This window comes from Vibrio sp. SG41-7 (assembly GCF_014164465.1).
Lineage (GTDB): Bacteria > Pseudomonadota > Gammaproteobacteria > Enterobacterales > Vibrionaceae > Vibrio > Vibrio splendidus.
Map to the genome: position 1 here is coordinate 82,534 of NZ_JACJFF010000008.1, position 12,461 is coordinate 94,994.

A 12,461-nucleotide genomic window follows, 5' to 3' on the forward strand; every position below is an offset into this window, starting at 1 on the left:
AGTTATCCGATCTCAACATTATCAAGCAGTTCTTCAACCACTCTTTGATGGTCAACACCATCGGCCAATGCATCGTAAGACAATGAGAATCGGTGACCTAATACGGTTGGCAACATGGCACGCACATCGTCTAACGTGACGTGGTCACGCCCTTGCAGCCACGCATAAGCGCGAGCACATTTATCCAATGAAATAGATGCACGAGGGCTTGAACCAATTTCAATCCATTTCGATAAATCTGATTCTGGATAACGCTCAGGTTTACGAGTCGCCATTACCAAAGCCACAATGTAGTTCTCTACTAAATCGGAAACGGCAATGTCTGGAAGTTGGCGGCGCGCTTCAAGCACCAATTCAGGTTCGATGTGTTGCGGTGTGACTAGCTCTGAGCTAGTTTCACTGCCAAGTTCTTCGCTGCGCACCAATCGAATGATGTCGCGTTCAGCTTCATCTTCTGGATAGTCGACCGTCACTTTCATAATGAAACGGTCCATCTGTGCTTCAGGCAGTGGATACGTACCTTCTTGCTCTACTGGGTTTTGAGTGGCTAGCACCATAAATAGATCTGGCAGAATATGAGTTTGACCACCCACCGTAATCGTCCCTTCCGCCATCGCTTCAAGCAGTGCCGCTTGCACCTTTGCAGGGGCACGGTTCACTTCATCGGCCAGAACAATGCTATTGAAAATAGGACCCGGTTGAAAGTGCAACTGAGGCTTTCCATCAAGCTCTTGATACACTTCTGTACCGGTTACATCTGATGGCAGCAGGTCAGGCGTAAACTGAATTCGACCAAAACTGGTGTTCAATAGATTCGCCAGCGATTTCACTGAACGAGTTTTCGCTGTACCGGGAAGTCCCTCTAAAAGCACATGCCCATTAGTCAATAACCCTATCACCAGAGCCCGAACGACGTGGCTCTGACCGATAACACTTTTCTCTGTTTGTTCAATCAGTTGGTTTATTGCTTGTTGCGCATGGTTCATAGGTCTTCCCTTAATTCAATCTGGCTGCGTACATCCTACTCACAAGCCCCATAACTATTAGTTATACACGTGATAATTGTTCATCAGCGCGATAAGTTATAAACGTGATAATTGCTCATAAGCGCGATAATTAGTTACAAGCGAAATAAGCAGCAAGCACAATAGCCAAGCTCACCTCATCGCTTTATTTAAACTTAGCTTTCAATTGGTTAATTGCCTCCGGCGGTGCCACTTTGCTCAATGATGAAATACATTGCTCAAACGCCTTTGGTACGCCCGGTATTTGGCTGTTTCGCGCCAACACTTCACACTGGGCATACAGGTGCTGTGGGTTACGGCTAAATTGGTAAGCCTTGTGCAGTGATTGACTTGCCGCAAGCACATCCGATTTCTCCAAAGCCAATCCGTACACATACCAATATTGTGGGTCGGTTTGCGCAGTTTCAGCGGCTTGTTTAAGGTAGTCCGTTGCTTGTTCGTAATCTTTCACACGAAGCAGAGATAACCCTGTACTGTAGGGCAATACACTCGATTTAGGCTGAGCTTCAATACCTTGCTTCAAGGTCGACAGCGCTTTTGCTTCGTTACCTTGCGCACGATACAAATCCGCCAAGTTGGCGTAGCTGTTTTCGAAATAAGGCTCGATTTCGATAGCACCTAGATAAAACTCAATCGCTTTGTCGTGCTGACCTAAATCCCGGTAGACGTTGCCTAGGTTAGTACGTCCAAATCCTCTATCGGCATTAAACTGCTGTATCTCAATGTACTCTTCCAATGCAGGCTTGATTTGGTCTTTCTGCAAAGGATTCATTTCTCCCCAGTAACGTACCAATGCACCTGCGGTTTCTGAACGAATCGACAATACAGGGTCTTTCAGCAGCGGCTCTAGAATCTGCCAACGGTCAGTGAATCGGAAACCAGACGAGCCTTGCACAACGCCCAAACGGATCATTTCATCATCATGTTTCACCGCTCTTGCTAGCGAGATAAGCGTATTCTTACCCGTATTGTCGCCCAAACGTTCTAAGCTCGATGCACGAATGATATTGCTTAAGCTGGAGTCCTGAGCCGAGTATGCCAACGCATCCTCTGCACCTCTGTGCCCTATTGAGTCAGCATAAAAGGCAACGGCAAAATGTTGTTGGTTACGATACTTAGAATCTGGGAACCACTCACCGATTTGCTTATCTGCCCACAGGTCAGTTTGGTCTTCATGACAGCTAGTACACACGTTCGGCGTTTTAATATGCTGGCTAATATCAGGACGCGGGATATGCCAACTATGGTCACGTCTTGGGTCGACCTCCATGTAAGTCGTTTCTGGCATGTGACAAGTGGTACATTGTGAAGCCTCAGTATTCGCTTCATGGAAGGTGTGCTTTTCAGGCGTGTATTCAGAAGCAATGTGACATTGGCTACATACAGCTTCCTCTGCAATTTTCAGTTCTGCGGTATGGGGATCGTGGCAGTTAGTACATGTGACGCCTTTTTCAGCCATCACTGATTGAAGGAAAGATCCGTAAACGTAATCTTCATCGTAGATTTGACCGTCGTTGTGGTAGAGCTCAGGAGTAATCAAACTTAGACGATACTTATCAAAGAAAGACCCGTTCACGTGGTCACCCGTTTCATTTAACTGAGTACGTCGGCTGTGGCATTGCGCACAGGTTTGAACTTGATTGGTATGGATGATGTCTTTTGGTTGCAGGGTTGAGTTGCCCTCTTGGTAGATCCACTCTTTGACCGACTTCGACAAGTCGCGATCAAAACCATAATGCGCCGAGACTTGAGCATCCTTTCCGCCGTTAGCTTTTGCTAGCTGGGCCTGCTCAACGTGCTCGCTTGCAGGCCCATGACAGGCTTCACAACCGACATTAATCTCAGACCAAGTAGTGTTGTAAGTATTACTTGCGCTGTCGTAGTTCTTTTCTAGGTTCGTTGAATGGCAATCAGCACACATGAAGTTCCAGTTTTGACCGCTATTGGTCCAGTAGAATTCATCAGTGTTGGTGGTATCTGGGTAGAGGTTAAACCAGCGTTGACCGCCTTCGCCCTCAGTGCGAGAGTCCCAAGCGAAAGGAATCAACTGTACTCGACCGTCTTCAAACTCAACCATGTACTGTTGTAATGGTTCAAAGGCAAAGGTATAGCTGATTTTGTAATCTTTGAATTGCCCGTCAGGCCCTTCGATATTGACCCAGAACTCTTCACCCTTGCGAAAAAATCGATTGGGTTTACCGCCATGAGTGACCGTTTGATCGTTGAAATCGCCTAATACAGACTCATCTGCAGCGTGTTTCATCGCCATGTCATGATGAGAGCCCTGCCACGCTTCGACTTCTTCACTATGACAATCAACACAAGCTTCTGATCCGACATAGGTGGCTTTAGAACCGATAGGTAAAACATCAGAGCTAGCGTGTGAAGCTACAGAACTGAGCTTTGAAGCCTCAGTGTTGCTATTAGGATCTTGCTCGTTGGCATAGGTGCTCAAACTGAACAGCGACAACATAAGTGGAGACAAGATTACGGATAATACTGCGACTCTCTGGTGTTTCAATCCGTTCACTAGCGAGCACAACCATGCAGACATAACATTCCTTGTTTTTATACATCCTTATGCTTACTAAGGTAGACGTAAAAACGACTAAAATACAATTATTTAGTGGCAATGAGCACGATAGTTGTGATTCATATTCACGACCGGGATTTACTCATCGATATGCGCATAAAAAAAAGAGCTCCTAGGAGCTCTTTCGTGTTATCAGTTTCATCAAGCTATCAGTTTCAATAAACCAAAGCTTACTTATTATGGTTCTCTTGAAGTTTCTCCATAACCTGATCCAAGCTAAAGCTTGCTGCTTTTTGGCGTGGTGGGTATTCGGCAAACGTTTCTAAGAACTCGCCTACATACGCTTGCGCAGGAACAAACATATAAGCATGGTCTAACAACCAGTCATAATAGGTATTCGAAGTAATATCTGCGTTTTCGTATGGGTCCATACGCAGGTTAAATAGCTTAGGAAGACGTAACGTCACGAACGGTTCTGACCAAATCTGCATGGTACCCGTTGCACGTTGCTCCATGAACACCGCTTTCCATTGGTTGTAACGAAGCGCCGCTAAATCGCCATCATCGGTAAAGTAGAAGATCTCTGAACGACGGCCTTTTTCTTCTTCACCCGTTAGGTAAGGAAGGAAGTTATAACCATCTAAGTGAACCTTAAACGTTTTATCACCGGCAGTATGACCTTTCAGCAATTTCTCTTTGATTTGGTCATCACCAGCAGCGGCAACGAAAGTTGGCATCCAGTCCATGTGGTGCATGATTTCATTGGATACTGTTCCTGGTTCAATCTTACCAGGCCAACGGACCATTGCTGGTACACGGTATGCGCCTTCCCAGTTAGTGTTTTTCTCACCACGGAACGGGGTTGTACCCGCATCAGGCCAAGAGTTCATGTGTGGGCCGTTATCCGTTGAGTAGAAAACAATCGTGTTGTCTTTGATTCCCAATTCATCCACTTGCTTCAATAGTTGCCCAACGTGTCGATCATGCTCAACCATACCATCAGCGTAATTACCGACACCGGTTACACCTTTACTATCGGCTTTCACGTGCGTTCTAAAGTGCATACGTGTTGCGTTCCACCAAACGAAGAATGGTTTGTCCGCTTTCACTGCGCGATCCATGAAATCAAGGGCCGCGTCTAGTGTTTCTTCATCGACCGTTTCCATACGCTTACGCGTCAGTGGACCCGTATCTTCAATCTTGCCATCAGCGAATGACTTAATGACACCACGCGGACCGAACTTCTTACGAAACTCAGGATCGGTTGGGTAATCTTCATTCTCTGGTTCTTCTTCAGCATTCAGGTGGTAAAGGTTGCCAAAAAATTCGTCAAACCCGTGTGCTGTTGGAAGGAATTCATCTTTGTCGCCAAGGTGGTTTTTACCAAATTGACCTGTCATGTAACCCATAGGTTTCAGCATTTCTGCGATTGTCGCGTCTTCCGCTTGCAAGCCAATGTCTGCGCCCGGCAAGCCTACTTTACTCAAACCCGTTCGTAATACACTTTGTCCCGTAATAAAGGTAGAGCGACCCGCAGTACACGATTGTTCAGCGTAATAATCGGTAAACATCATCCCTTCTTTGGCGATGCTATCAATATTAGGCGTTTTGTAACCCATTAAACCAAAGGTGTATGCGCTAACATTAGACTGTCCAATATCATCCCCCCAAATCACGAGAATATTTGGTTTTTCAGCTGCGAATGTGGTGGTGGAGGCCGCCATCATCGCCGTACCCAAAATCGCTAAACGACGTTTAACGCCATATTTCGCTGTCATAGAAACCTCTTCGTAAGTTATTTGCATCCTGCCCTACAACGTATAGTCCATTTTTTAAGCATGCGCGAGGTTCGCTAAGCTATTAATCTTTTTGTCATTTTTTATTCAGATACAGGTGCAGAAGTTATCGATAAGGTTTACGGCGACAAACATGATAAGGATCACACATGTTATCTAAGGGTTTCTGGTAACCATCAGCCTAAATTCAATTTAATCAGCAAGTTAACCATGCATCATAACGATTGGTTATAAGCACTATAAAAGGACGGAACGGAATTTTGGGAATAACATTTGCTCATCGATGTGTTGTTCTAACGCATTAATCTTAAAAGTGAATCGGAGTCCTTATGGGTACTAAAATTAATAAACTAGCATTAGGTGTTGGCTTATTAGCAGCTTCTTCAGCGGCAACAGCAGCAGAAAAACCAAACATTCTTGCTATCTGGGGTGATGACATTGGTGTATTCAACATCAGTGCATACAACAACGGTATGATGGGTTACGAAACACCTAACATCGACCGTATTGCTAACGAAGGCGCACTATTTACTGACCACTACGGTCAACAATCGTGTACTGCTGGTCGTGCTGCATTCCTAACCGGTCAAGAACCTTTCCGTACAGGTCTACTGACTATCGGTATGCCAGGTTCGGACCACGGTATCCCTGATTGGGCTCCAACGATCGCAGACCTTCTTAAAGAACAAGGCTACATGACAGCTCAGTTCGGTAAGAACCACATGGGTGACCAAGACAAACACCTTCCAACGAACCACGGTTTTGACCAGTTCTTCGGTAACCTGTACCACCTAAACGCGGAAGAAGAGCCAGAGACTTACTACTACCCTAAAGATCCTGAGTTCCGTAAGAACTTTGGCCCTCGTGGTGTAATCAAATCGACTTCTGACGGTAAGATTGAAGATACAGGCCCAATGACGCGTAAGCGTATGGAGCATGCGGATGAAGAGTTCCTAGAAGAATCTCTAGCATTCATGGAAAAAGCCGTGAAAGCTGACAAACCATTCTTCATTTGGCACAACACCACTCGTATGCACGTGTGGACTCGTCTGCAAGAAAAATACCAAGGCGCATCTGGTATCAGCATCTACGCAGACGGCATGCTAGAGCACGATGACCAAGTGGGTATCCTTTTAGACAAGCTTGATGAGCTTAAAATCGCAGACAACACTATCGTAATCTACTCTACCGATAACGGTGCAGAAACCGTATCTTGGCCTGATGGTGGTGCTACTTACTTCCACGGTGAGAAAGGTACAACTTACGAAGGTGGCATGCGTGTTCCTCAGCTAGTTCGCTGGCCTGGCACTATCAAACCGGGAACTAAGATCAACGATATCATGGGGCACCAAGACTGGATCCCTACTCTACTAGCAGCCGCTGGTGATGATAAAGTGGTTGAGAAACTTGCGTCTGATAAAGGTGCAACTTACAACGGTAAAAACTGGCGTGTTCACCTAGATGGTTACAACTTCCTGCCTTACTTCCAAGGCAAAGAAGAGAAAGGCCCTCGTGACAGCATGCTTTACTTCTCTGCTAACGCTGAGCTAAACGCAGTTCGTTGGAATGACTTCAAGATTTCGTTCGCAGTAATGGACGGTAACATTGTTGATGCAGTTCGCTTCCAACCAAACTGGCCTCAAGTAGTTCACCTACGTGCTGACCCATTCGAAAAAGCACCACACGAATCGGGCATGTACCTACGCTGGATGGCAGATAACATGTGGCTATTCGTACCAGTAGGCGGCAAAGTACAAGAGTTCATGAACACGCTACCTGACTACCCAATGCAGCAAAGCCAAGTGTTGAACCCTGGTAACTTCAACCAAAATGCTTACATGCTTCAAGGTAAACTTAAGCAACTAGAAGCGGCAGCAGCGCAAGCTAAATAAGCCCCTTTAGACCATGTAATTCAAGTAGTTTAGAAAGTACATGATGTAATACCAAAGCCGTGGTCACTCTATGCAGTTACCACGGCTTTTCTACGTCTGGCACTTGTTTTCTGTATCTGCATCAGTATCTGTATCTTAAAAATCCGAGTTTTATACAACAAGGTCTTTTCGAATTGACCGTTAGGTCCCTAACTTGCCCTACGTAACGCGTTGTTTCTAACGATACCTGTCCCTTGTCATCCAACGATTCAATGACTTCATCTTGCTCCTCTCCTCTTGTTACACCATCTTCTTGCAACATCACCAATATGAAACTAAGTTTATAAATATACACCTCTCATCCACAGGGTGAATAAGGTTTAAATCAGAAGGATTCTGACTTGCCAAAATTATCTAAACTAGATGGAACTAATACTATGAAAACGCCATATTTAGCAGTAATAAGCATCACTGTCATTTGCGTTTCAATAGGCCTACTGGTTTATGACGCGGCTTATTTAAAGATGCACGCCTCATTTGAGCACCAAGAAAATCACTCTCATGCAAACGACCATGATGATTCATACTCTTCAGAACACGACTCAAACACAGACTCACAAGATGCCCAACAAGCGGCATTTCCAGATCAACAAATCTTCCCAATTCCAGATTCGACCGAGATTAACAATGAACTTGCCAAGATAGGTTGGGCGCTATTCAAAGACCCTAACTTATCGTCGAACCGAAGTGTCAGCTGTGAAAGTTGTCATAGCCTGCAAACCAATGGCGCTGAAGTGATTCCTGTTTCCATTGGCGTAAATGGAGCGGGAATGCGAAATTCACTCACCGTTTTTAACGCTGCCTTTAACTACCGATTTTTTTGGGATGGTCGGGTGAATAACCTTGGCGATCAAATCGATGGTCCAGTACATAACGTTGACGAAATGGATTCAAACTGGAAACACATTACGGACTATGTATCTCAATCGGAGACTTACATCAGCCTATTCAAAGAACAATCGACAACCATCAACGAAGTTTCGATTAAGGCTGCACTTATTGAGTTCATGCAAGGGCTAACCACGCCTGATTCTCCTTTCGACCAGTACTTGCGAGGCGATCATTCAGCGCTGTCTGATAAGGCCAAGCGAGGCTGGGAGACCTTTCAAAAGCAAGGCTGCATTCGCTGCCACCAAGGTACCAATATTGGCGGAGGTATGGTGATGCGATTTGGCTATTTTGGGTTATCAAAAACGGGCTCAGAACGAAGTGAAGACCAAGGTCGATTTATGTTTACAGGACAACCACAAGACAAGCACCTCTTCCGTGTCGCCAGTTTAAGAAACGTGGCGATCACTGCCCCCTATTTTCATGATGGTCAAACTGAAACGTTAGAGGAAGCCATCAAAATCATGGGGGAAAGCCAACTCGGTAAAACATTTGAAAAGCAAACCATTAGTGAGATTAAAACATTTCTAGAAACCTTAACGGGCAGCCGCCCTCAGATGTTAGTGGAGTTTGAAAATGAATAAAATCAGACTCATCTTTTTGCTGTTTTTCTCGCTATTCTTGGCTTTGGTTAGCTTAATTATATTGACCTATTCTGAGCACGGGAAAGTATCGGAATATGGAGAATCTGTTCGAGAGCTGGGGCATGAAGTTTTAGAGATGCGCGATCAGATAACCAACGCTGCTCTCGCTGACATTTCGAATCCTTACCAAATGTCGGCTGATTTAGTCAGGCTAGAAATAGAACTGCAAGAGCTAAAGGATAGCTATAAGGGGGAAAGCATCCACTCAACGTTCTTTCAAGACTTACAAACAACCCAATTACTTGAGCGTTTCCACAAGGCCTCGATATCCAATGTCGATACGCTCGACAAGCTCGTCGGGTTGAGTGTCGCTCGTCAGTTCATACTGCAATCCCTAACGCTGCAACTCATTGATAGTCATTCAGCAAACCATCGAGAAGCAGCAAGGGGACATGATTCAGAAAAACTAAATGCTCTCTCTACACCGGAGCTCAACATTCAAAGTGAGGTACTTGCTAGCGTGTTATTTTCAGGGAGCCAAATTCAAGTTCAAGAGATTAGCTCAGAGTTGTCGGACCTGCCTAAAACGTTCGCTGAACTCAATCAGCAACAAAATGTACTGTTATCTCAAGTTCTTTCGGTGCATAACATGGAGTATCTTGAGCAAATTGAACATCAATTCACCGACCTTCAAGACCAATTAGAAGGCGTGATTGTCAAACTTATCATCACACTCGCGCTATTAACCTTCGCTTTCTCGTTCGCCATCTTTATCTTCCGAGTCTTTGAATTAAAACGAAACAACCTTGCCTATCAAGAAGCCGCAGACAAAGCAGAAAAAGCCAACGAAGCGAAGTCCTTATTCCTTGCCACCATGAGTCACGAGTTAAGAACGCCGATGAATGGCGTACTAGGAATAGCTCAAATAATCAAAGAGGATTCGCAAAGCGCCGATACTCGCCAACAAGCACAGATCATCATCGATTCAGGCCAGCATCTTGTCACCATATTGAATGATATTCTTGACTTTTCTAAGGTTGAGCAAGGAAAAATGGAGCTTGAATATAGCCCTTTCTCAGTGGCAGACGTGGTGACACATCTTGATAAAACCTTGACGCCTCTTGCAGAAGACAAAGGCCTCGCTTTTACGATTAAAGATAACATCCCTCCCCATATTCAGTTGATTGGTGACTCTGCACGTACACGTCAGATCTTATTTAATTTAGCAGGCAATGCCGTCAAATTTACTGAGTCAGGAAAGGTTGAAGTGGAATTCTTGATTGCACCAACCACCCCACCAAGCGTGAATATCTTAGTGACTGATACAGGTATTGGCATCGCAGAAGACAAGACCGACCATATATTCACGGCATTTGAACAAGCCGAGATCTCAACGACCCGTAAGTTTGGCGGGACAGGATTAGGGCTTTCCATTGTTAAGCAGTTAGTCGAACTGATGGGGGGCACCATCACGGTTACCAGCCGGCTTAATTTCGGCACTCGATTTACTATCTCGCTTCCGCTTGAAATGCGCGAACTTGAAGAACAAGTCGTCGTTCAAACATCAACAAGCGCCAATCAGACACTCGACAACTTCTCGGTATTGTTAGTCGAAGACAACAAGATCAACGCAATGGTGATTAGGAAGTTCTGTGAATCTATCAACTTAACGGTTGAGAACGCTTACGACGGTTTACAAGCCTTAGATAAGTTGGCGTCAAACCAATATGACCTGATCATCATGGATAACCACATGCCTAACATGAGCGGCATTGAGGCAATTCAAAAAATCCGTAACGAACTCAAGCTGACTACCGTAGTTTTCGCATGCACAGCCGACGTATTTAAAGAAGCACACGATGAATTTATCATGTCAGGGGCTGATTTTGTTCTCACCAAACCATTACAGAAAAACAGCTTACAAAACGCCATCAATGAGTTTCATGACCAATTTGAGGGTAACCGACATAACTTGGCCAACGCACATAACCTTTTAATTAAAGGTGAAAGCAACATAACCATGTTAACGCGTCATCCCAAAAATAAACTGCCACTCACTGAGGAAGAACTGTCGCGTAGCCAAGTATTGGCACAAGATAATCTCAAATCAGACGAGAAGCTCAAATGCTTAACGTCTCTCGTTGATGAACTAGAAAACGAAATTGATGAATTGATAGAACTGTTCTCGAGCGCCAGACCTGATGACTTAAATAAAACGTTAAACGCAGTAATAAGCATTGCGTCAAAGTTTGAAATGACGGAAGTACTGGAACTCGCAACTTTCGCTGAACAGATAGCAGAGCGTCACGTCATGCCAGAAGCCGAGTTGCTCCAACAACTGATCAACCGCCTGATGGTCAATAGCCACCAAGCTACGCGCCTAATAAACAAGCTCAATCAACAACGTAAAACGGGCTAAGTGAGATATAATATGACATGGAACTTTAATTTACCCAATACGCGATCAAATATGCTCTTAGCCCTTGGTGCAACCATCATTTTCGCCGTCGATTGTCATGTACCTTTAGGCATTGCTATGGCCGTTCCCTACATTACGATTGTGCTGCTCGCATCGACAACAAGAGAGTCGTTTTCCACGACCATATGGGCCATCATCTGCACTCTGCTGACTCTATTAGGTTACTACTTGTCGGGGACAGGTAGTGAAACCTGGTTCGTCGCCTTCAACCGAGTGATTACGATTTATGCCATTTGGGTATCTGCTATCGTTCCTATGTATATCACTCTGCAGTCGCTTCGAAGCGCTCAAGAGAGCGATTTAGATAATCCAGAAGAGAAAACGTTGAGGCCACACCATAATACGAACGAAAAAAATACGTTTCGTACGTTCAAGAATTAGGCTTAGGTTAAGTTTCGGTGAATTTTACCAAATCGAGACAAGGTAACTTGAAATACTTCGTTCTGCATGAGATTGTAATTTAACTATCCATAAACAACTGTATGATTATGAAAACATTACAATCCATCGCGCTGCTTTCCACAATTATCGTAGCACCACACGTGTTAGCTGACGTTGAGATCCAAGTTCCATCAAGTGTTGATATTCTAGCGGTCAACGAAGCTAAGCCAGATCTCGATGGTAGCTTATTCTCTTCTTATAAAACGCTAACCGTTCCAGACGGTCAAAATCAAATCGTATTCCAATATCAACTTGCTTTTGATAAAGGCAACGATCGTGAGTTCATTGATAGCGACGCTATTATTGCAACCTTTAGCGCGACTGACGCCGCATTAACGTTTGATATGCCTAAATACCGTAATACAGCTGAAGCAAAGAAAGGCTTGGAGAAGCTAGATTGGAAATTGGTTGATGAGAACCAAAACGCAATCAGTGTTAAGCAAGATAAGCTAATCAAAGATGGCATGCAGATTGGTCGTAAATACCCTCAAGAAGCTAAAGAATACAACCAGAAAGGCGGCATCGCAGCACTTACACTAGGTGCTAGCGCGGGTGCAGCGGCTGCTGTAGTACAACCCGTAACGCTTCCAGCAAAGATTGACGGAAATACGGCGACTACAGCTGAAGAAATGTTGTATTTCTGGTACGAAAAAGCGGATGCTGAAACCAAGCAGAAATTCAAAGACTACGTGAACAAGTAGCTCAATGGTCTTAATTTAAAAAAAAGAAGCTGGCGCACTGCCAGCTTCTTTTTTGTCTTCATCTAGATGATTTAGGCTTATAT

The 12,461-nt window shown here is 44.6% G+C and carries 8 protein-coding genes; 5 read left to right on the plus strand and 3 right to left on the minus strand.

The window, feature by feature from the left end:
• Window positions 1-2: 2 nt before the first annotated feature.
• From H5300_RS03765 to H5300_RS03775, 3 genes are all read right to left on the minus strand, one after another.
• Window positions 3-986 carry a MoxR family ATPase gene (locus tag H5300_RS03765; RefSeq protein WP_004730485.1) on the minus strand — a complete coding sequence of 328 codons (984 nt, stop codon included), beginning with the start codon at window positions 984-986 and terminating at the stop codon, window positions 3-5.
• A gap of 184 nt (window positions 987-1,170) precedes the next feature.
• Window positions 1,171-3,579 (minus strand): tetratricopeptide repeat protein, encoded by a 2,409-nt coding sequence (locus tag H5300_RS03770; RefSeq protein ID WP_182795458.1) that lies wholly within the window; start codon window positions 3,577-3,579, stop codon window positions 1,171-1,173.
• Between the two features lie 209 nt (window positions 3,580-3,788).
• Window positions 3,789-5,336: an arylsulfatase gene (locus tag H5300_RS03775; protein ID WP_004730481.1), complete on the minus strand. Its 1,548-nt coding sequence runs from the start codon at window positions 5,334-5,336 to the stop codon at window positions 3,789-3,791.
• Between the two features lie 347 nt (window positions 5,337-5,683).
• Here H5300_RS03775 and H5300_RS03780 point away from each other — a divergent pair, with 347 nt between their 5' ends.
• The 5 genes from H5300_RS03780 (at window position 5,684) to H5300_RS03800 (ending at window position 12,378) form a co-directional block, all read left to right on the plus strand.
• On the plus strand, window positions 5,684-7,246 hold the full coding sequence (locus H5300_RS03780; RefSeq protein ID WP_004730480.1) for an arylsulfatase: 1,563 nt from the start codon (window positions 5,684-5,686) through the stop codon (window positions 7,244-7,246).
• A gap of 416 nt (window positions 7,247-7,662) precedes the next feature.
• Entirely contained in the window at window positions 7,663-8,757 is a 1,095-nt protein-coding gene (locus H5300_RS03785; protein ID WP_102441143.1) for a cytochrome-c peroxidase, read from the plus strand.
• Window positions 8,750-11,176 (plus strand): ATP-binding protein, encoded by a 2,427-nt coding sequence (locus tag H5300_RS03790; protein WP_182795459.1) that lies wholly within the window; start codon window positions 8,750-8,752, stop codon window positions 11,174-11,176. The genes H5300_RS03785 and H5300_RS03790 overlap by 8 nt, the downstream gene beginning before the upstream one ends.
• A gap of 12 nt (window positions 11,177-11,188) precedes the next feature.
• Window positions 11,189-11,617, plus strand: a complete 429-nt coding sequence (locus tag H5300_RS03795) for a hypothetical protein (RefSeq protein WP_182795460.1) — start codon at window positions 11,189-11,191, stop codon at window positions 11,615-11,617.
• Window positions 11,618-11,724: 107 nt separating this feature from the next.
• Window positions 11,725-12,378, plus strand: coding sequence for a DUF2057 family protein (locus H5300_RS03800; RefSeq protein ID WP_182795461.1), 654 nt, complete (start codon window positions 11,725-11,727; stop codon window positions 12,376-12,378).
• The last annotated feature ends 83 nt before the right edge of the window (window positions 12,379-12,461 follow it).